16 protein-coding genes are annotated in these 21,583 nt (G+C 40.5%); all 16 read right to left on the bottom strand.

All coding sequences use genetic code 11. The features are described from left to right. Positions 1-125 precede the first annotated feature (125 nt). Genes I3B46_RS21645 through tssK form a run of 16 tightly spaced genes read right to left on the bottom strand, consistent with a single transcriptional unit; the run spans position 126 to position 21,583 of the window. Positions 126-824, bottom strand: coding sequence for a hypothetical protein (locus I3B46_RS21645; protein ID WP_231405886.1), 699 nt, complete (start codon positions 822-824; stop codon positions 126-128). 48 nt (positions 825-872) lie between these two features. Next, complete coding sequence (locus I3B46_RS00895) at positions 873-1,814, bottom strand: hypothetical protein (protein WP_036942286.1); 942 nt, start codon at positions 1,812-1,814, stop codon at positions 873-875. Beyond that, positions 1,811-2,725, bottom strand: coding sequence for a hypothetical protein (locus I3B46_RS21640; protein WP_053110264.1), 915 nt, complete (start codon positions 2,723-2,725; stop codon positions 1,811-1,813). The genes I3B46_RS00895 and I3B46_RS21640 overlap by 4 nt, the downstream gene beginning before the upstream one ends. Before the next feature lie 14 nt (positions 2,726-2,739). After that, complete coding sequence (locus I3B46_RS00885; RefSeq protein ID WP_104873072.1) at positions 2,740-3,933, bottom strand: hypothetical protein; 1,194 nt, start codon at positions 3,931-3,933, stop codon at positions 2,740-2,742. A 10-nt stretch (positions 3,934-3,943) separates the two neighbouring features. Continuing rightward, positions 3,944-4,525, bottom strand: a complete 582-nt coding sequence (locus I3B46_RS00880) for a DUF4123 domain-containing protein (RefSeq protein WP_052127979.1) — start codon at positions 4,523-4,525, stop codon at positions 3,944-3,946. Next, on the bottom strand, positions 4,522-6,735 hold the full coding sequence (locus I3B46_RS00875) for a type VI secretion system Vgr family protein (RefSeq protein WP_080739779.1): 2,214 nt from the start codon (positions 6,733-6,735) through the stop codon (positions 4,522-4,524). Before I3B46_RS00875 ends, I3B46_RS00880 begins: the two co-directional genes overlap by 4 nt. A 48-nt stretch (positions 6,736-6,783) precedes the next feature. Next, the gene (locus I3B46_RS00870; protein ID WP_004926329.1) at positions 6,784-8,520 is read right to left on the bottom strand and encodes a type VI secretion system baseplate subunit TssF; all 1,737 of its coding nucleotides are present in this window, start codon (positions 8,518-8,520) and stop codon (positions 6,784-6,786) included. A gap of 19 nt (positions 8,521-8,539) precedes the next feature. Then, the gene (locus I3B46_RS00865) at positions 8,540-9,019 is read right to left on the bottom strand and encodes an Hcp family type VI secretion system effector (RefSeq protein WP_004926326.1); all 480 of its coding nucleotides are present in this window, start codon (positions 9,017-9,019) and stop codon (positions 8,540-8,542) included. Positions 9,020-9,031: 12 nt separating this feature from the next. Next, on the bottom strand, positions 9,032-10,363 hold the full coding sequence (locus I3B46_RS00860) for a VasL domain-containing protein (protein ID WP_104873073.1): 1,332 nt from the start codon (positions 10,361-10,363) through the stop codon (positions 9,032-9,034). 40 nt (positions 10,364-10,403) lie between these two features. Beyond that, positions 10,404-13,952, bottom strand: a complete 3,549-nt coding sequence (gene tssM / locus I3B46_RS00855) for a type VI secretion system membrane subunit TssM (RefSeq protein ID WP_104873074.1) — start codon at positions 13,950-13,952, stop codon at positions 10,404-10,406. After that, a complete protein-coding gene (tssA, locus tag I3B46_RS00850; RefSeq protein ID WP_104873075.1) occupies positions 13,949-15,412 on the bottom strand; it encodes a type VI secretion system protein TssA in 1,464 nt (487 codons plus the stop codon). Before tssA ends, tssM begins: the two co-directional genes overlap by 4 nt. 5 nt (positions 15,413-15,417) lie before the next feature. Continuing rightward, on the bottom strand, positions 15,418-16,062 hold the full coding sequence (gene vasI / locus I3B46_RS00845; RefSeq protein ID WP_004926319.1) for a type VI secretion system-associated protein VasI: 645 nt from the start codon (positions 16,060-16,062) through the stop codon (positions 15,418-15,420). Next, the gene (locus tag I3B46_RS22250) at positions 16,059-16,856 is read right to left on the bottom strand and encodes a hypothetical protein (protein WP_004926317.1); all 798 of its coding nucleotides are present in this window, start codon (positions 16,854-16,856) and stop codon (positions 16,059-16,061) included. Before I3B46_RS22250 ends, vasI begins: the two co-directional genes overlap by 4 nt. Further along, positions 16,853-19,468 carry a type VI secretion system ATPase TssH gene (gene tssH / locus I3B46_RS00835; RefSeq protein WP_014657061.1) on the bottom strand — a complete coding sequence of 872 codons (2,616 nt, stop codon included), beginning with the start codon at positions 19,466-19,468 and terminating at the stop codon, positions 16,853-16,855. The genes I3B46_RS22250 and tssH overlap by 4 nt, the downstream gene beginning before the upstream one ends. Positions 19,469-19,476: 8 nt before the next feature. Beyond that, complete coding sequence (icmH, locus tag I3B46_RS00830; RefSeq protein ID WP_004926314.1) at positions 19,477-20,232, bottom strand: type IVB secretion system protein IcmH/DotU; 756 nt, start codon at positions 20,230-20,232, stop codon at positions 19,477-19,479. Continuing rightward, entirely contained in the window at positions 20,225-21,583 is a 1,359-nt protein-coding gene (gene tssK, locus I3B46_RS00825) for a type VI secretion system baseplate subunit TssK (protein WP_036942310.1), read from the bottom strand. The genes icmH and tssK overlap by 8 nt, the downstream gene beginning before the upstream one ends.

The raw sequence follows: 21,583 nt of genomic DNA, 5'->3' as shown, positions 1-21,583 counted from the left end.
TTAATATCCTTACATATTTAGTGCTTCACTATTGTCAATTCCAAATAAACTTTTTCATTAACTAGTTCAACAAGCTTTCCTTTTTTCTTCGGGCGTCATTACACTTACTTTATAGTTCTGAGCTTCTATGATATTAAGTCAAAGCTCCATGGGATAAGCCCTGAAAATTGTAACTGACCAAACCACTTTGGTCTGAGTTCGTCTTGAAAACAGTTCAGCCCATCTAGATACTGTGCAATAACACAAAGAAAAATAATATTCTCTTTACGTATTGGCATTGAATTAATATTCTTTAACGCTTTTTTTAAAAATAAATCTTTTTCTTTATAGTTATCACTAAATTGTTTATTCATATCCTTTAATAGAAACAATTCAATTTCTGATTTTAGTATTGAGGGGTCATTACCGATAACCGGATAGCGTTTTTTGGCATAATCGATGATTTCGCTGACATTATGTGATAAATCGAGAGTTTGATAATGCTCAATCGTACCTTCCAACCACGCCTTACTTTTTGGGTCTTTGAACAAAACCACTTGTTCAAGATGCTCTTGTACCGTTTGAAATAACGGTGACTGTGCGTAAAATTTCCCACAATAGAGCATGAATGTTGTCTGCGTAACGCACAAATATTGGCTCGCTCGACCAATCGATTCAAAGTACACATAATTTTTCTTTAGTTGATTAAACAACGCCTCTCGCTTAATTTCATAATGTATTAATGCAGATTGATGCTCTTCTTCAAAATAGCTTACTGCATCAAGATAAAAGGCTTGCAGCTTATTATCGCGAATAATTTGTTTACTTTGTGCTGTCAGCTTCATGACATTACCCATATCTAAAGGCGGTCAACTACCGCCTATTTACCATCGTTAAAATAGCTTATGAATAACTTGAAGCTCTGGATTAATCGAAATCAAGTCATCAATTATTTGGTCATAAATAGCGGGCATATTTTGCTTCCAGCCTACCATATCTGGGCGGTGATCAATCGCCATTGGCGTTTTTAATAGCGGATGATCAATAATGGGTGTTGTCAACCCATGGCGAGCACGGAAATTTTTTACGGCTTGGTATTCAAACGGCCACGCTAATAAAATTTCCATGTCTATTTCATATCCTGTTGAGCTTTGTTCATTCTCATTATCTGCAAATAATGCAGACCATTCGATATGCTTGTCACATAAAGTAATAAGCCATTGAGCGACAACATCGTGATTTTCATTATACAATGCTTCTTGGCAGAAACGTTGATAGAATGGGTCAATAGGAATTCCGGCGCTTTCCCAATCTATTGTTTGGTTTTTCTCGCTTGCCAGCATTTCAATCGCTAGGACACCTAATTTCTGTGGTCGAGTGTACATAGGGAGTGATTCTGCCATTTTACCCGATTGAATACTTTCAATAATTTTATCGTAGCAAAAGTGCCCTATTCGAAAATCATTACAGGCGAAATCCATTAATAAAATTTCACCTTGCTCCGCTAAATTGAGAAATAATTCCTCTCTATTTTTTGTCATAAGATAATTTAATACAAACAGTATATTCTTATGGTAAAAAAAACGCTCAAATTCATAAGGTGAATCATTATCATTTTTGTATATTCTTCGCATGTATGTTAGTGCAATACTTGATAAGTAAGACTCTAGTAAAACTTCATAACGAATATAGCGTTCTGAGTTACTTAACCCATGTAATTCATCTAGACTATCTATAGTTTCGCTATATATAATTTTATTAATCTTTGCAACATCATTATTTGAAGAGTTAACTAAATTCTCTACATATTTAATCACTTTATTTGTTCGATTCATTTTGCCAAATCCTCAGCGATGAAAAATTCATCGTATTTACTGTTATGTGAAGGATTAAATTCATTATCTAAACCTACTGTTATTTTATAACCAACTACCTGACGCTTTTTCATGCTTAATTTAATTTCTCTTAGCATTCTAAATTCTTTTCTAGTTAAAGAGTAATCATTATCACCATGAAATAAAGAGCGTTCAGCTAATTCGGTATGGCGTCTGATATTTTTCTTATAGTCTACTTGTATTTCTGTAGGCTTCCCACTTAAAGGAGTTGCATTTGGCCCATATTTGTCTTTCATCGTCGTTTTGATTTCAAATGTGACCCACTCAGGTGGCGGTGGCTCAATTTTGCAAATCAAGTCAATACCTTGACCTTTCGCATTTTGTAACGCTATCATTTTTTCAGGAACAAAGCGTTTACCAAATAAAGGATTTAATTCATTACCATCCTTATCAAGACGGGAAGATTTGTTCGCTAATGGAGCTTTACCATAACGCGTTTTCATAAACAGCTTATCAAATAACGTGCCTTTTTTGATTTCATTGACAACATGCTGCTCGCCGAGATACCCCACAAACTGCGCCATTTTCATGGAAGCAACCCCGTCATAAAACAAATCCGAGGTTAATACCTTTTGTAATTCATGCTCAGATTTTAAATTAAGTTCGATATGTCCTGTCACTCGGCGTCCACCACCTTTCGGATTACCTTGTATACGTAGTATACATGTTCCATCTGGTTTTGGACCAAAACAAGTAACAATCGTATCATCAAAGTGCCGAGTAAAGGTTTTTCCGACCACATTAAAGCGAGTAACAAGCATATTTGTTAATGATTTTACTGATTCCTCACTCACTATTTTTGCGGTAATCCCCTTAAGATAACCTTCTGTAAATTCGAAGAGTTTAGCCATAATAGTCCTTTATTCTATTTATTTTGAGACACGTCATGTAATTTAGGTTCACCTTGAAAGGACTCTAAATAGAGTGTGCCTCCAATCCCCATACTCCCTACACTGGTAATAGCTTGTGTTTTAACCTTTTTACCAAAAAACATAAACAGGTTCATGGCATGATACGTCGTCACAAAACTTTTTGTATTCCCTGTCTGAGAATCAAGGTATTTCATGGAGTTTAACAGGACGTTATATCCTTCATCTTTGTTATACCCCCACAAAGCCGTGGAATCCTCAATCAATTCATTCGTTGAAAAAATCACATTTAACCCATCGGCAAGCAAAGGGATCACTCTCGCACCATTTTTCACGGTTGTAATTGCTGCCCCCACCCCAAACGCTAAAAAGATTAAATCAACGACAATAGATTTTCCTAAGTTAATTTTTTCATTAACTTTTTCTTCATTAATATCCCTAATAATACGTTTAACGATCGCTTCTGCTAATTCCTCATATTTTTTTATATAAACGTTTTTTGACTGGCTAGATAATAAATTATAAACCGTCGATTTAGGTGTCACTGCAATCGTCTTTAAACCTTTACGATAATCAACATCAGATATTGCTACATTGTCATAGCCTGTCATGATTTCATACCGTAACCCTGGATCAGGGTCTCCCTCTATTTCATGAAAGTCCTGTTTACCATGTGTTTTTTCCCGTGTAAGCTGAAAATCAAGTCGGTAATAACTTTTGGCAAATTTATAACGAATGCCGCGGTAAAAAAAATGTGCATCTTTAGGACGCTCTGCAGCAGGTATAAATGCCAACATAAAGCTTAAATACGACTCTGTTCCCTCTCCACCGTCAGGGCTAAAATGTGCTCTTATTGCATCTTGCAGTCGAGAATAGCCCATGATCTCAGCGGCAAGTTGGCTTATTCTTGGCTCTACCGCATTATCTTGACTTTTTTGGTTGATCAGCGTCATGAATGTTTCAAAAGAAACTCCTGTCGGCATGGGCTCAGGCTCAATTTCATTAGGGCAACCTGCATTGTGCGTTTCCTCCCAAGCTTCATCAAAGGGGCTACGCGCCTCCGCATTGAAAGTATCAATGACTTGCTTATCATCCGATAACATCACACATGATTTAATACTGAGCTCACACGGTTGAGCGTCTATCGGATCACTAACAGGTTCATCCGTAAAACGTTTTTCACATCCCATAAAGACTCCTTCACTGCAAGACTAAAAATTGATTGGCGTTGACATCATCCGCAAGGACGAATAACAAGTTATCCATAAAATGGAGATAATCGTTAACGGGTAAATAAGGCAATAATGTTTTCACGGTGATGGGGTCGTAATAACGAAACATTAGCCATGTTTTCGTTTCTTCATCATACACTTGATTAAACTTTCGCAGTTGATGAGCCAATTTTTCGAGTGGCAGCCGTGAACGTAAATAAATCCCCAATGGTGTTTTTTGGCTATTTTCGAGCAACCATGTGACAAATGGCGAATCAGACTCTAACTTCACTAAATAAGGTGCGTAAAACGAATAGTGTTCGGCACTTTCCCCTTTCCACAAACAACAATGTTCCACCTCAAAGATATCCAGTAATACAGCAATATCGGGGCGTTTAATCGCATCAATGACCGCCCAGCTTTGGCTATGTGTCGAGAACTCGCCTTTAATCACCTGTTTCTGGTCATGGCGCGTGAATAACACATTACCAAACAAGTAGTCTTGCAGCATTGAATGTTTATTGCTCTTGTCGGTCCCATAAGGCAATAACGTTAAGCGTGATAGACTCATTGCGCCTCTTTCTCCTTCTTCGCTTTTGCGCAAATTTCACAAAAAGGTTGCCCCTCTTCTGTCGCTGCCATTAAGGCTTTCACCTGATCAATCCCCCCACCACCAATATCCAGTGATGAAGTGTTAATTTTGAGTTGTTTCGCTTTGATGGTAATCCCTGTATCATCAATCACAATGCTGCCTCCTGAACCGGCTAACGTCAGTTGGTTCTCAGCGTGGATGATGTAATAAGGGGATTGTGAAAACAGTTTAGTCTTCACTTCTTCATGCCGTTGTCCTTCCACGACTATTTTCTGATTGCCACTGATTTGAGTTTGCTTATCCGCAAAAATTACCGATTTATGGCTACTGTTAATAACCTCGGTCAGGTTCTGATCAATCTGAATTTCTTGGTCCTGCAAGATATGAATCACTGAATTACGTCCAATTTTTTCATAATGATCACGCCCAACATCGGTGCGCTTATCTTGACCAATACGCTCTTCCTGATCGACTCCGACTTGTTTCTGCCGATTATGCTCAATCATGTGAAACTCATCGTTTAAAATATGTGTTCGATGATCCTTTTGTGCATGAAGGTAAATTTCCTCACTACCGTTACTATCCTCAAAGCGTAACTCATTAAATCCTTCGCCTTTATGGGTTTTTGAACGAAACGTAGTACGGGTTTTATGCTTAGGCAAATCTAATGGTGGGTTATTCCGCCCATTATAAGTACACCCTGTGATAATTGGCCTATCAATGTCACCGTCTAAATAGGAGACAATCACTTCTTGCCCGATCCTCGGAATTGACATAAAGCCAAAACCATCCCCGTTCCAGCCATGGGCGACTCTGACCCAACAAGAGGCACTGTGATCGGGCTTACCACGCCTATCCCAATGAAAATAGACCGTGACCGCCCCTTGGGAGTTGGTGTAAATCTCTTCACCCGGAGGACCCACGACCGTCGCTAACTCATCACCATCGGCGGTGGGTTTGTAGCGGTACGGTGGACGCCATTCTTGGGTACTTGGAATAAAGGTGATGGTATTACTCAATTGCGTACCTTCACCGCCACTGTTGTCAGCGAGGGGCTGTACCCCGTGATGGTGTGCCGTAATCACTTGCCAGCTGTCATTCATACGGCTACTGGGATGATTAGATAAGCTGAATATTCGTCCAGGTGCTAATTCAATACAATTGGTATTAGCAGTGCCTGTTTGGCGGTTATTTTGCGATTGTTCGTAGCGGATTTGATTAAACGACTGACCTTCGGCATCTTCTTGGAAGCGCCCATAACTTTCAAATACTTCGTGTTGTTGATGTACTTCACCCGTTACCTGATGGCTCAATGGGTAAGAAGGACGTAACTGATTGTAATCTTTATCAATACGAATATCACTACATAAGCGTTCAGCATAACGCCATGCGGTGACCGTGCTGTCGGTAATATCGGTTTCTGATTGGGGATTATAAGTTAAATGGATCCCCGCTTTCATACCCAAGTGGCGATCGCTATAGAATAATTGTGGGCCTTCCTCGAACCAGTAGTTAATCCCTTCTTCGGCAGCGAGGCGACACCAAAACTCATACAGGGTTTCACGTTTTTGCGTGATATAAGAGCGCTGCAAATGCTCTTCAGGGTGATAAAATAATTTATCGTGTTTAACATGGGATTCATTCAGCAAGGTTTCTAGTATGTTGGGGACGGTAGTGTCTTGGAAAATACGACTATCTTGCTTAAGTGTCATGATCCACATTTCAGGGCGGATGACAAACTGATACCACGTTTTCACGCCATCGGTATTGCCTTGCTCGGCGCTAGCTAAAATCCCTTGTACACAACGGGTAACAATACCTTCACGCATGATGGTGATGGAGGAAGCCATCCCCAATACATCTTGAAAATCAATCTCTGATTGTGAGCTGACGGCTTGAATGTTCAGCGTAAATAACTCGGATAACCCTTCGTGCAAATCAAATTGGGTGACCTGAAAGGTCTCTACAGGAAGATCACCAATTTGGCAGGTAAATACGAGTCCGGAATACAGCTTACGATTAGCAATTGCATCGTAAATATCTATTTTCTTAGATTGAGAGGGCTGAGATCCGCTGGCGTCAGAAGCCGATTTAAGGCGCTGTGGCTCTGGCCTGTTTAATAGAGATTGCCAATGTTGACCCGCTTTTTCAGCATCAGATACATTTTTTCTCGAGATATTTGAAGACATAGACTTAACCTTGCAAAATGGCGCACTCAATTGTTGCGCCATGGTTTTTTATAACAGTGATTTATATCCTTGTAATGGTGAGGGTGATAAATACCATGTCGGTAAATCAGCATCATTGAAATTCACTGACATTTCCAACAACATATTTTCAGATAAACAAAAAGGGAAAAAATGATATAGGTGAGTGACAAACATAAATGCCTCACCTTCATTTTCAAATTTTTGAATGTCTAATGTCACCACAAGGGATAAGCAGCGATATGGTTTTCCTTTTAAAATGTGATCATATAAATTCGTTTTAAGCGCAATACAACCTGATAATAACCGTTCAAGTTTGCGTGTAACTTGTCTATCGTTTTCACGATATAAAATATATTCCGTCAACATCTGCTTGATAGTATCAAGAGACATCAACATAAAAGCATTAGCACTATAGTGTGATAGTAATTGCCAATAATATTTATCATTCACAATCGGTGGATAACAGTTTGATAACTCGGTGATATTTGCTGTTTTTACTCCTTCTGGCACCTTCTCACTATGGCTGTTTAAGACCCCTATGCGGCTTTCTTGATATTGTTCAAAACTCACATAATTACATGAAAAACGTAAACTAGGAGGCACTACCATCGGTGTACCTTTATTATCATAAAAATTTAAATAATATAGTGTCCTTCCTCGAATATCGTTATCAATAGTGAGTGCATAAAACAACGCTTGTTGATATTGGGGCAGCAGACGTGATGCCGCAGTAAAATCCGTCATCGGATAAAAATCACAATATAAGCCACGAACCTTTTCGTGAGGCTCTAATGACAACTGAATATCTGATAAATGCGCCAAATAGTGATTATCAGGTATAGGTAATAAATACGACGATTGATTATATTTAAAATCTATTTTCAGCTCATTTTGCTTTTCTTTATCAATTGCAGGTACACAGTTTAAATAAAAACTCTCTTCACACTGTGCCTGAGTAATCGAAAGCTGCTTATTGAAATAGATATTGATCACAAACGTATCATCATCTTGCCAATTAAGCTGCTTAGTGATCAACGGTACATTAATATCGATAAAATGATGAACATGTGGTAAATAAAACCCTTCCAGTAGCTGTTGAGGGGCTGATAATTGATTATCTGTTTGCTGGAAAATTTGAAATTTTTTACCTATCTTCGGCTCAAAATAAAAATCAAGGCTGTTCCCACGATAGCTTTTTCCATCATGATTCAGCTCTATATAATCAAAATATTGGCTAAACCCGAGCATCAAAGTATCTGCAATAGCTTTTTGTTTACTCAAAAAGAGGTTTAGCGATGCTGTATCATATTCTTTTATTATGCCTCGGTATTTTACTCGTAATGAGATACAACTCCGATTAGGCTGATGAGTAATTTTTCGCTCAACAATAGAATAAGGTTGTAGGGTCACTCCATAACAAAGACTAAAACTGGCACCTTTAGGACCTAGAATCAAATTATTTTCTGAAAGATAATATGGATAATCAATGACCCCATCTTGGTCAACCTGAATAATTGTTGTTGAAGGTAGCCCCTTAATCGCTTGTGAGCCTAAACGTTGTAGTAAAGGTAAGGTAATTTCAGGAAAAGCGTCATCAATTTTTTCTTGTAGGCGTGCCGAAAGAAAAGCAAACCCTTCAAGTAAATAACCCGTATGAGGATCTTGTGGATCTAATACGTGAGCCAAATGCGGCTTCTCTCTCGCATAATCGTCAGCGAGTTTTTGTAAATATTGCTTTTCTTGTAGATACTTTATTTCACTCATCTTTTAGGCTCAACATCCATTAAATTGTATTTTCTTGCCAACTACAGTAGCCTGAAGTCCCAGCCATAACATGCTGAAATATAATATCTTTATATTTCACAGTTAGTGTTTCCTCTGGTAATTGCTCATTATTATTCGATGAATGAGGATAGTCTGACTCTAAATTAATAATGGACGCTTCTCTCAGAGTAATGGTGTAATACTTTTCTTGAGAGCCTGTTTGTGAAGTCCGATAAAAATTAAATGTCATCTCAAGTGTTTCATTATTGGCAATTGCATTTGCCAACAGTGGAGATGATTTATCTAACAACTTAATTAATGTAACAGGTTGAAAATTAATATTTTGAGTACGACTAAAGCCATTTCCTAATCGTAGGACAAAAATTTCATCTTCATGACCGTTTTGATACTTATTACCGATCGAGTCTAAACTTCCACATCCTTGAGAAATTGCACCTTGTTTGCTGCCTTTTAATGTCAAATAGATCATATTCGCCATGATAATATCCTTTTAATATGAGTTTGGTTTTAAACCGCGTTCTTCTGCCTGTTTTTGCAAATCATAGTAACGTGCTAATAAGCCATTAATTTGTGAATCGATATTACTAATTAATGTTGGTGAGATAGGCTGGTCATTTTCAATTTGTAAAGAGAATTCACGTAGTCTTTCTTCAACAGGTGTACTCTTGTTATGCTGCTTTTGAATATCATAGATAGCAGTTTTCAAATAAGAGAGAGTAAAACTCCCGCGATTGCGCTCTTGCATCACAATTTTGTCTGATAGCTGCTGTAATAATGTCGCTGTTTCTGACCAACTATCGCTAATTGGCGCATTTTCTAACCGAGTTGTTATCAAGTTTTGCCAGTTACGGCTGACATAAGCTTGATCCGCATTGTTAGGCCACCGTTTTTTGGCTACATCCACTAATGAATCAGCGAGCTTTAAGGTAAAAATAGGTGACTGCTTCTCTAATAACCCTAAGTTATCCGCGTAGGTTGTAAGTTCAGGTTTATATAGCCATTGAGCCGCCGCGCCTTCAGGAACAGAAGCCATTGCAATAACTTCTTGCTGGGTCGAGTAATACAACGCATAGCCGATACCAGAAAAGATGACTGCGCTTGATAATAACCCTAAAAAAAACCCTTTTGTCGCACTCATTTTTTCCTGAGTAGGCATAGGTGAAGAAGGCCGTTTTTGAGCCGCTGTTTCAATCACGATTGATTGTGCTGGTGGCTCTTGCTCCGTTTTCGGCTGCTGGATATAAACTAAAGGCGGCAGCTTTACCGTTTGACCTTTATTTTGATTTAATGCATTTTCGCGCTGTTCGAGGTTTTTCGCTGAGTTTTGGAAAAACCACAAAAGGTTTTCTAATTTCGGTACTTTTGTCCACGTTGTTTGGACAAGCTTATCGATAATGAGCTGTAGCGCACGCTCGGAACGATAGATTAACCGTAGATCACTGGTTTTAAAACTGATTTGCCGCAATGCTGAACCAGCACGGCTATTAAACCAATTCAAAATATCAGCACGATGATGGGGCTGTTCTGGCCACAAATGATCCCATTGTGTCACAACAACACTTGCTAATAGTTCACATCCCTCGGTAAAACCGTTTAAACCATGTAATTGTAAACGCGCGATGGTGTAATAAATTCCACTTTGTAAATCAATACCATGGGTTTTAAATAGCGTTAAACACAATGACTCAATTAAAGTCCAGCTCACTTCAGGGCGGGCTGGATGGTTAAGTTTGTTGAACTCGGTTTTTAGCGCGATAAATTCTGGGGTCTCCAAGGGAGACCCTCCTACTTTAATCACCAAGTTTTCTGATTGCGTACTCATTTATTGTTCTATTCCCTCGTATTAATACTGAAAAATCATATTAATAAAGCGTTTCAGGTAAACGGAATCGGGTAAATAATCCTCCGAAGAACGGGTTGTTAGATTCATCAATTTGCACGCGATAAGTCATATCTCCGCCATCAATTGTGAAGCGAACTTCAAAAGAGTTTGGTTTCACATTCATTAACCTGCCGCTATCGATAAGGCGTAATTGCGCCCAAGGTCCGCTAAAGCTGAGCGAACGAGGGGATTTATCACCAGAAAGAGGCACTAATGTCAGCTTACTTTCAATGTTTGAACGCATTGAGTTTGGCCACACCATATGTACGGTGTTACTGCGCCCATGAGAGTAGTCAATAATCTGCCCATCAAGGTTCAAGATACTGCGACGTTTATTACCTGACAGTGACAACGGTTCTACCGCAAATTGTGTTTCAAGATTACCTTGAGCAGTAAAGAAGGTGTCTCGAATGCGGTTAGCAATCTCAATTTGCTCCAATACATCAGGGCGAATCAGCGATTGGCCTTCCATATTTTCAATCAAGTTATTTTCAACAAATAAACGTAGATTCTGTTGATAGAAACTATCGATGGTGCCATTTGGTTTGAAGAAACGTTCAAATTCGCTTAATGGCACATCTTGTTTAGATTTCGGATTAAATGGATAACGTCCAGCGATGTACGCGTTGTACTGTTTGACAACGTTTTCATTCCACTCGACTTCCATATAACGAATAGCTTCTTTTTGTACCACATTCCATGCTTGGTCCGAGAGGTCTCCTACCCAACGATTTAATGGTTCTGGTAATGTTTTCGCCATTTGTGATAGCTCAAAAATGACATCACGGTTATTATCATTCAAACGCATAGACACCGCTTTTAGTGCAGCTTTACCTGGTACTGGTGAGTTTTGAATACTTAATAAATAACGATGCAATTCATTTAGCTTCTGATTGAGATTTTGTAGGTTTTCACCATTGTTACTCACTAAGATCTCAGTTTCGGGTGAAAACTCTCTATCCAGCCTGCTAAGCAACCTGTATTTCGGCTCTGCCATCAATTTTTGCTGCTCTTGTGAAGACAGCGAACTATCAATGATAGGTAAAGAAGTGTTATCTCTCAGTACCTGTAATGCACGTCTTAACGGCTGCTCACCACTGATTATCTGTTCTAATGCATTGATTTCATCTTGAATTGTGTCAAATTCACGAATCTCTAAATTACTCATCGCTCCACGCCATTGCGCAGTATAGTCATTCAGATATTGTTCGCTAATTTGACGTTGGATCTCTTTACGGTCACTCTCGCTATACTGTGTATTGCTTGATAAATTTAGCACCCAAGCATCAAGTAATGTCAGATCGACCAATTCATCATTTTGCCTAATAAAGTAGTTAATCAGCCCAGAACGGGTGAGAAACTGAGGGATTTCGAGCTTATCTTCATCGTTCACAGTAAACACTGAGTTAAAACCAGGGCCTATTTGATGACGGAGGTTTAATGGTGATGACAGTGTTTGATTCGCTTTCAGCCTCAGTGTTTGATAAACACGTTGGTATAGCGACAGCGTGCTCAGCTCTTTTTGAGCGTCACTGATTGGTTTGGCAAATGGCCCAAAGACTTTATTGGCAATCGCTGAACCTTGATTACGCTCAGCTTTCCAGTCAGTGTGCTCTAACGCATAATGTAAATGGCCGCGAAGCTGAGCTTGGATATCTCGTTGCCCTGTAAATAGCTGGCTCCAGTAGTTTGCCATATAATCTTCAACCAACCCGTTATTACGCCCACTTTTATCTTCAAGCATGCGCATAACACGTAAGATTTCGAGCTTCTCTTCACTGCCTTTTTCAGCATTATCCAGCTCAATAAGTAACCCTGCCATAATGGCGGGTAAAAAGCGTTCCGTTAACAATTGCAAGTAGACATTTTCAACTTGTGGTCCAACTTTTTGCCCCTGATATAACCCCATTTCAGACAGAATGCCATTTTTATCACGATGGTTTCCGTAAGCTAATGTTGCTTCTCTAAGTGGGTTCAAAACAGGAAGTTGTTTACTACCGTCAGTATCTTTAGTTGTCGTTGATTCAATCGCTTTAAATGCTTTAACTTCATTAAGCACATTCTCGCCCGCACGATAGTTTTTGTTGTAGTAATGGCTCCAGCCATTCCAAGCCAATATCAAACCAACAATGCTGACAGTTGAAGCAACTAAAAGTCTGGTACGATGTTTTTTCAGCCAATAATGGTTTTCCGCTGCTAAGTTTGGCTCGCTAAACAGCACATCACTGAATAAGTTGTGCGTAAAATAGGGATGTGTATCTGAAATAGGCCAAGTTGTTAGTGGTGCTGTTGGTAAATGGTATTGAACTGACGCCGTTTGGCTAAAGACGTCGTCAATCTGACCAACTTGAGTCGCAGAGGTGAGATAAACCCCTCTTAAACGGATATTTTTCTGTTCATTGTTAGCGACCAATGCAGAGATTAATTTTGCTACACTGCTTTGTAACCCTTCAATTTGGCGAACAAAACTAAATAAGTCGCTTCTTTGGCTTCCTTCTGAACGATTTAACATCATTTCAGGTAAAGCACTGTTCATTTGGCTAACCCATTGGCTCCAAAAGTGATTGAGCTGTTTTTCCCAATTAACATTTTCTTTTGAGCTAAAAGATACCCCTAATACCTGATTACGCTGTTGAGCATCAAGGGATTGGAACATCGCATCAAAACCACGTAACAAGTCCAGTTTAGTCAACACAATATAGAGTGGTAATTGACTATTGAATGTCATACGGACTTCTTCAATACGCATATGTAGGTCAGCAATGAGCTGGCTATTTTTTTCCTTCGAATTTGTCAGTAATGACAAAGTATCCACGGTTAAAACAATGCCATTCATTGGTTGTCTTGAACGGTTTTTGCTTAACCAGTGTAAAAGTTCATTCCATAAACGATGATATAGCTGGGGCTTATCCCCCTCACTCACTGGCTGGGTCAATAATTTCCCATCTGGCACAAAAAGGACGGCATTATCCGCGAGTAGACATTGAATATGCAGAGGGAGTTTCTGGTCACTAACAACATTTTCTGTTGGTGCAATATCTAAAGTATTAAGGCTATTTTTTAGTAATGTATGCTTACCACTCTCATCGGCCCCCAATACGAAATACCAAGGACGTAAATATACGGATTGAGTATGTCCGTTGAGGTGACGAACAAATTGCGATTTCCAATAATCGAGATAACGATTTTGAAACTCAATATCGTGACGAACAGGATCAACAACCGCTAATTCCACGTCTAATTTAAGGCTTTCAAGGCGTTTTACACGTTTCCATGTCGCGATCCCAATCCAACTCACAATGATGAGAAGAATAATAATCGTCGCTAACCAACGCGCGCTCAGCTCTTTAAGGGGATAACTGCCCTTGTAGTTAAAATCGGGTCCCCACCACCAAATCCAAATAATCAAAATCGCTGGGAGCAGTGCCAAACACAGCAGTAAGAATGATTTAATTTTGGGCTTATCGCCAAAAAACAGCTTCTTAAGAGAACCCGTTATTTTTGGTATGGATAGAAAAGATAATTTCATTGTTGTGAATTCCTATCAAAAGTCATTTCCTGCTTGTCTTGCACCTTCTGTGCTAAACGATTGAGCAAATCGGGTTCCCAGTCCGATAACGAGTAATGTAATGCTGCGGTATGCAGTTGCTGATACAGGTTCTCAGCCATATGCTGCATCCCCGCTTGTTCAAATAACTGGGCAGATAACAATTGGCTATAAAAACGAGCTCTCGGCTCGTTCGTAGAAGCGATAAAATTTTCGACCATTTTTAATGCTTCACTTAAGCCATGCTGTTCATAGCAATGTAAAATTTCTTGTTGTTCAGCTTGTAAACTGTGAGAACTCGTCGAGGCGTCGTGACTCGTTGATTTTTGAGAAGCTGAAAGCCAAGACTGAACTTCTTCAGGCAAGAAAGGTGTCATGTCAGAAAAACTCAGTTTGGCTAAATCAGGTAATCGGTTTAAAAACTGTTGCAACGCCTGAGCAATCGCAACACCCACCAGCGGATAGCCTAACTTTGTTGCAACTTGAGCAGCTAACATATGGCCTTCCAGCCAATAAGGCGATAACGTTAAGCTTTGTTCAATGTTATTCAACAACGCCATTGATGGTTGCGCCATTTGGTTTTTGTAATCAATCACTCGGTCAGGAGAAACAGGAGCTAATGGCGTTTTTCCATCATTATTTGCCATCGGTAACGCATGAATGGAGTGCCAAATAGCATAGCGCCGTAAGCAATAACCTACCGCATCCGAAGGCGTTTGCTCACATAACGCCTCAGCCACTTTAAGCAATGTCTGTTTCCACTGACGCTCATCCGTTTGGTTCACCTCAACTGTAGGTACTTTTGTTGCTGCCACCGGAGTCTGTGCTTGTTGAGTATTTTCTACTGCTCCCTTTTTATCTGTTGTTGGCTCTTCCGTTGCCACAACGATGACAGGTTCACTTTGTTCAATACGGCTGTAACCACGGCTTAATGTATCGACTTCAGCGGATAAATTTGGGCATTTTTCATGCCAAGATTTAGCCAAAAAGGCAAAGGAGCCAAGAATATTGTCGCGCAAGTTAATATCGGCTTGACGGCAAAAACTGTCTTGTACAGTTTCAAATCGTTTAAGGATTTGCCCTGCAAGCCGTTGTTTAAGCTTTATATTTTGCGGATAGCTATTTTCCCAATAATGACGAACAAACTCCGCCAATAATTCAGCGGCTAAAGCTAGCTCATCAGCCTCTCCTGCATGTTGTAAGGTACGCAATAAGTGCACTAATAAACGGAAGTCTTTCGTTTCATTAGCAAACAGTTGTAATGCCTTGCGCTGGATCTCCTCAATATTTAATTGAGCATGGCTAAGTGAGCCAAACTTAATCATTTCGCCGTCAATGTATTCCCAATCAGGGTTATCATCGGCAATCGGTGCTGCTTGCTGGCTTTCTTCAAGGGGAGCTAATAGCTGCTCTTTCCATTTTAATTGTGTATTAATCGTCATGATGCTTACCAGTGACAGGCCGTTCTTAGCGGTTTGATATCAGTTGAAATACCTGAAATATTGAAAGTTAGCCGGTCATTGTTTGCTAATTTCAACGTCAGTGTTTCACCGTTTAATAAACGTTTAATTTCATCAATGCCGGGAATGCCACGACTCGACTCCAATACATAACCGTTTTCACGAAGAAACCAATCGGCAGTGAATTGCGTTTTGTCTGTCGTTAACATCACACTTCCCGCCTCCTGTTGGCGAGGGAGGGCAACCTGCAATCGAGTAATATTGTCGATACAACTGATCATCATGACTGGGCGAGGCGGCGCAAAACCAATCGCAGGGATAGTCATAATAACTGGGTAATTTCCTGTTTCAGGAAGGGTGACTAAAAACCCCGCGCTATTATCTTCTCGTTGCATTTCATGCTCCATTGCCTGGCGCCATGCTTTACCCATTTGACTCGGGTCAAAAGGTGTCTGTGCAGGTGAGTCGGCCATGATTTGGTCATAGCACGCAAGACGGATCAGTTGAGACGACTCAAGGCGGCACTCTGAAAGCGCCTGAGCCAGTGCTTGCGGATTTGTTTTTTCCGCTGAGGCAGTGGTGACGACGAATAAAGAGGTCATCAACCACAATGTAAGCGGTGAAATATTCATCTCATGCACCCGTATTTTTTCAATTTGTATATTAGGGACCGTTTCGATAAATTCAGACTCGTTGCCATCGTATCTAAATCACCATTAACCTGTTGTTGTCGGTCTTTTAAAATTTGCTCTTCGTAACGTTCAGTTGCCACGGTTAAGTCATCAATCTCTCTAAAATCAGAGAAATGGTGACTCGCAACAGGTGGAGCTGACGTCGTTAACATATTCACAGCTGCCTGTAGTTGCCGTTCACGATCTTGTTGTAGTGAATTAAGGTATTGCAGGTGAGAAATCTTCTGCTGAGTCAAAGATAATTCGAGGAGACTTTTCAACTGATGGTGAAATAACGCACAATAAATAGGGAAAATTCCTTGCTCATAACTCTCCGTATTGAGTGATTTCCCAAACAAAATAATAGCTCCGCAAATTTTATGACGTAAATCTGTTAATGGGAGGCTATACAACCCTGTACCTATTGGTAATTCAGCCACAAATTGGCGAAACCTATTATCATTGATGTGAATTCCTTGATTCAGGTTCTCCCATAGGACACTTTCACCCCTTGATATCAACTGAATCAAAGGGTGGTCAGCATCGCTGATCTCGACATCCAAATGCCCTTGTTCTACTTCATTTGATTGCTTAATACTCCAACTCTGTAAGCAATTTTCAGGTCGGTTAATTAATGACACAATCAGTGCGCTAAATGGACTGCGTGTAAAGCTAAACGTTAAAAATTGGCTCGCTAACACATCCAAATTAGTGCATTCAAGTAAGGCTAAGGCATTTTTCAGTCGTGATTTCATAGTTCAGCATTCACCGTCGCAACGAACTCATCGTTCTGTGTTGATAATTGAATGTGATTAATGTCTTCATTTTTTGCGCTGTGCTGTAGTAGCAGTAGCGATAACGGTGGTAACAGTGCGCCATCGATGATGGATTCTAATATCCGCGCACCATTCTCCGCACGAGAAGCACGACGTAAGATCTCTGTAGGTACACTGTCATCGACCACAACTTCCGCACCAAAACGCTGTTCAAGTAACGAAGTCAGACGAGCTAACTTGCCACCGACAATTTGCTGAAGGATCTCTTGAGATAATGGTAAATAAGGAACCACTTCCATACGTGCCAGCAGTGCAGGTTTGAAAAATGCGGTTAATTCCGGATAAAGCGCATCTTGCAACTCATCAGGCTTATCTGCATAGGCAGTAATGATTTGGTCGCCTAGATTAGACGTTAGGAAGAAAGCGACATTTTTGCAGTCAATAATTCGCCCTTCCCCATCGGCTAATTCACCTTTATCAAAGGCTTGATAGAATAGATTCAGAACATCAGGATGGGCTTTTTCAACTTCATCCAATAAAACAACAGAATAAGGCTTTTGGCGGATCGCTTCTGTCAGTACGCCGCCTTCACCATAACCAACATAACCTGGAGGTGAACCGATCAGCCGTGAAACTGTATGTTTCTCTTGGAACTCTGACATATTGATTGTCGTTAAATATTGCGTTCCACCAAACATCAGTTGTGCTATTTGAATAACCGTTTCTGTTTTACCGACACCACTTGGCCCCGCCAATAAAAATGCACCTAACGGTCGACCTGGGCGTCGTAAGTCAGCGCGAGCAGTTAACAAATGCTTATGTAAGCACTCAATCGCTAATGATTGCCCTTTGATTGTTTGTTCTAAATAAACGGGTAACTCCGTTACCACTGATAGAGCATCTTGCGATAAACGATTTAAAGGTACCCCCGTCCATTCAGCAATAACGGCAGCAATTTGTTTTTTATCGACATGTGGCGAGACTAATAAATGCTGTTCATGTAGCTCATTCAATTGCTCATTTAATTGTTTAAGCTGCTCTTTTAATACCAAACTGTCGTTAGTTGGAAGCTCTTCACTTTGGTCGCTGTCCAGTAGCTGCGCTCTTAATGCAATAATTTGAGAAACAATCTCTTGCTGGGTTTCCCACGCGGTTTGTAGCTCCTCAACCTGAGCATTGATAGTTTCAGCCTGTTCAGCTAGTGCACTCAGACGCGAACTATGGTCATTAAGCCCCAATTGTTGTTCACGTTGTAGCACATCCGTTTCCATACCAATCTGATGAAGTTCCGTTTTCAGCAACGAGAGCTTTTTCGGCGGTGAAGATAAGTTGATAGCCGCACGAGCCCCCGCCGTATCAAGTACATCAATCGCTTTATCTGGGAGTTGGCGACCTGATAGGTAGCGCTCACTTAACTCAGCACTCGCACGCAATGCTTCATCATCAATAAAGACCTTATGCGCTTTTTCATAAATAGAGCGTAGGCCACGCATGATGATGACGGCTTCTGCCGCCGTTGGCTCTTTAACTTGAACAAGTTGGAAACGGCGCGCAAGGGCAGCATCTTTTTCGAAATACTTTTTGTATTCACTCCATGTTGTCGCCGCGATAGTACGTAATTCACCGCGAGCCAAGGCGGGTTTTAATAGGTTGGAGACATCCAATCCACCTTGTTGGTTACCCGCACCAATTAAGGTATGTGCTTCATCAATAAACAAAATGATAGGATGAGGTGATTGACTCACTTCCTGCATAATGCCTTTGAAGCGTTTTTCAAATTCACCTTTGACCGCAGCACCCGCTTGTAAAGCACCAAGGTCTAAAGTAAGTAATTCACACCCACGTAATTTTTCAGGGATTTCACCTGCAATAATACGCAATGCCAATCCTTCGATTAGGGCGCTTTTACCTACCCCCGGCTCTCCCACAACCACGGGGTTGTTTTTACGACGACGACACAAGATATCGATCATTAAATCAATTTCATGATCACGGCATAAAACAGGGTCTAATTGGTTATCACGCGCTTGCTGAGTCATATTTTGCGTGAACTTCGCCAGTAAAGAGTCCGCAGGACGACTCTCTCCAGATTGTTTTTCTGCTTCAGTCAGTGGTGCTTCAGCCGAACCCGCAGTCCAACTATCAAAATTCAGTCGCAGTTGTTCACGATTTACTTGTGATAATAAATCAGCAACCGGTTTTGACAGATAACGTAATGGCATCTGCAAAAGGGTTAAAAACAGAGTACCAGAGCGTAATTCACTGTGGTTATATTCTGTCGAGGCTAATAACCAACTGTCTTTCATCCATTCAATCAATAACGGAGAAAAACTCGGATAGCTTTGAGTAATCGCATGATGTGGCGGAATTTGTACTTCTAACAATTCAACAAGTGCGACTAAATCCAGATCCGCTTTATGGCTAATTAAGCGAATATCCGTCAATGGTGTTTCGACCAGTTGTTGCAAAAATTGCGATACCGTAATTTCAGGCTGCTGATGGCTCACACAATAAGCCGCAGCACTTTCTAACGCATGCTTCGCGATAGGGTGAAGACGGTTAACGAGTGTCGAAAGATCAATTTGAATCATAGTGCATCCTAGCCGAGTAAAGTATTAAGCTGTTCCACGATACTGAGTGTTTGATGATTCAGTCGGGATGAATAAATGCTGTAAATAATTGCCGCTAAGATAACGGCGCCAAGAATAACGTAGCGAACACCAAAGCGCCGGCCTAAACGGTAGCGATGGTGTTTATTACCCCCTTCATCAAAAAGGATAACGGGTTTTGCTTCGCCTCTAAGTTGCTGAATCTGTTTCTGTAACCGTCTGAGTAAATGGTTAAATTCATCACTATGCCCTGTTGTCACTTTGTAGCGACCACGATAGCCAAGGCACAAACACAAATAGATAAATTCCAGCAAATCGAGATAGCGTTTAGGCTCACCGAGTAACCGCTCAATTAATACAAAAACCTTTTCACCACCCCAAGATTCATTATGGAAGTGTACTAATAACGACTGTTTAACCCAGCCGTTGTCTTGGTTCCAACCTAATCCCAATGCTGTTTCATCAATAAAGGTGCATAGAACATAGCGAAATGAAACAATAGCCCCAGGTTCATAACCTTGGGTTTGTAGTTGTTGCTCTATTGAGGTGATATCGGTCACCACCTGCTGATATAACTTTTCCGAAAGAGGGGTTTCTGACATCGCTTTCATTCTGAGAACCATCCCAAGCAATGGCGTCGCAGCATCAATCATTGGATTGATGCTATTCCCCCGCAAAGGCAACTGATAATTTTTTTGCAAGTTGCCCTGTTCGGCATAGTCATTAAGGAAAGCTGCATTAGTCATTGTCTATTCCGCCTCTTACCGCCCAAAGTTGAATATCAAGCTCAGGGAAATTGCCAGAAACGTGGAATGCCATATTGGAGTGCTGCTTAATTTCCTGCCAAACATCGCCACTTCTATCTAATTCGAAGTAGTTATAACCAGAGTGATAAGGTAATTGACGTGGTGCCGTTGATAATGGAATCAATTTCACACCTGGGATCTGCACGCTGACCACTTTACGAATATTGCTCACTGAAGAGATCTTCGATTGTTGTGGGAACAGTTGACGTAACTGTTCTTGTGGCATATTCGCTTTGACCGCAATAATAAATTCTGCTTTTTGCAGTAACTGCTTATCATGGATCGTCGCAACACGAATACCGTGTTCTTGCGTATCTAATGGAATTGGAATTGCGCGAGGTGTTAACACCACACTCAGTGCTTCCCTAATATCTTTGATGAGTGGGATATAGCTTTCAGATAAATTGAAATGTTTATATTTAGCCACAGAATCAGGTAAACGAGAGGTATTAGTGAACGTTTGTAATTCACCACACAATTCGAGCAAATCTCTAAACAGTTTTTCCGGATGAATAACCGGCTCTTGCGCATAATGCGAATACAATGGATAGGTACGATTTAATACCTGCAACATCATAAATTCTGCTACATCCGCGACACCTTGTTGCCCTGGGGAGCCAATACGTAACGCAATTTGTTTACCACGCTCATATAAAGCACCATGAATTTCATTCAGGAACTCATTTAGCATTGGTGAGATACGCACATTCAAACATGTCGGAATAAAGTCATTCTCAAGTGTTAAGCTGCCATCAGCACCACGTTCCCTAATTTTACAAATAGGCAAAGTGACATAAGCATCCATCTCTTTGGAGCCTTGCTTCAGGATCGGTCTTAATTTGGCCACATTGATCGTACTGACATCCCCACCTTCCGTATGCAGGTCGCGAACATCTTCCATACTGTCGCTATAACGTGATAACAAGCGGTTACCACTATGTTCAGTCGACACTTCATTGACCGTGCTATTCACTAAGGGAAATGCAAGGTAAACGATATTGTTATCACCATCACTAATATTTTTAATATCAATAGGTTGAGGAAGAATATCTTGATGAGGCATAGAAAAGATTGTGCCGTCAGGCATCACACCTGAAGCTTCCTTGATACCAATACGACCTAAGCTATACAATTCATCACTCAGAATTAACGAACTGAGCCCCCAAAAATGAGAAATATAGCTCTTCAGTATGCTTTCAGTAATATAGTCTTGATGACGCTGTTGCTGCTGAAAATGCTGAGGCTTAATAAATAAACCTTCACGCCAAATCACTCTATTTTTTGTCGACAT

Origin of the sequence: Providencia sp. 2.29 (assembly GCF_015832305.1) — a bacterium.
In the GTDB taxonomy this organism is placed as follows: domain Bacteria; phylum Pseudomonadota; class Gammaproteobacteria; order Enterobacterales; family Enterobacteriaceae; genus Providencia; species Providencia stuartii.
The sequence above is the reverse complement of the archived record's forward strand: the minus strand, read 5'-3'. Positions and strand labels throughout refer to the sequence as shown.